Below are 824 nucleotides of genomic sequence, written 5' to 3'. Positions count from 1 at the left end.
CTGGGTATCCTGGGGAAGAAGAATCAGGGTAAAATAAAAAGAAACAGGCAACTGCCCCTTGTTTAGAAAAGTTTAAATTGGTTTGAGAAAGAGAAAAGTAAATTCTGTAAAGTTGACTTTACAAAACCTGAAAAACAGAAAGAGAGCTACCAGACAGCAGAAGAAAAAAACAGAACGGACAAAAAAGACGGACTGATTACATAATAGGAAACTGAAAGTTTGAAACAAAGGGATAGTGGATAGAGAATAAATTTTGACATCACAAATAAGCCATCTTTAGGTGGCTGAAAAATTGAATATAAACGCAACACCTAATCAGGAAACTGACAAAGGATCGTCTTTGATAAAATAACCTCTTTGCTTAAGCAGATTAAGTGCCTGTGAAGTAGTTAACACTTTTTCTTTATTCACAGGACGGGAGTCAAGAAAACCTTCCGGTGTATATGGCTTTAAATCTGTGAGTATGTGCCAGATAGCGGTCAGGATCATACGGCAGCAATGACGGCTTTCTTGTGACCACGGCGTGCTTTGATGCGACGGTAACGGTCTGTAAATTCAGGATGTTTCTTATAGCACTCCCAAAAAATACTGCACATTCTTGACAACAGGTCTATGATAGAGTCAAGAGGTGATTATTATGTTGCATGATGAAACACGAAAACTGCTTATTGAAGCTTGGAATAAAACGCACAATGCAAAAGAAATAGCCATTACAAAGGCAATCAGTTTATTCTTCTTACCGAAACCGGTGCAGAGGGTGAAGAAGATAAAAAAATATATAAACTGTGTATTGTACACTTCTCAGCAGGAAAAGTTGTGGTTGA

At 37.6% G+C, this 824-nt stretch carries 2 pseudogenes; one reads left to right on the top strand and one right to left on the bottom strand.

Annotation, left to right across the window (positions count from 1 at the left end):
* Nucleotides 1–315: 315 nt before the first annotated feature.
* Nucleotides 316–569: pseudogene (locus H8Z82_RS18145) on the bottom strand (IS110 family transposase); the annotation flags it as partial.
* Nucleotides 570–637: 68 nt separating this feature from the next.
* Between H8Z82_RS18145 and H8Z82_RS17230 the strand changes: the two are divergent.
* Nucleotides 638–824 (top strand): annotated as a pseudogene (locus H8Z82_RS17230) (hypothetical protein); the annotation flags it as partial.

It is taken from the genome of Blautia difficilis (assembly GCF_014297245.1).
GTDB classification, from domain to species: Bacteria; Bacillota; Clostridia; order Lachnospirales; family Lachnospiraceae; genus Blautia_A; species Blautia_A difficilis.
Note: the sequence above shows the minus strand (reverse complement) of the source record. Positions and strands in the feature narration are given on the sequence as shown.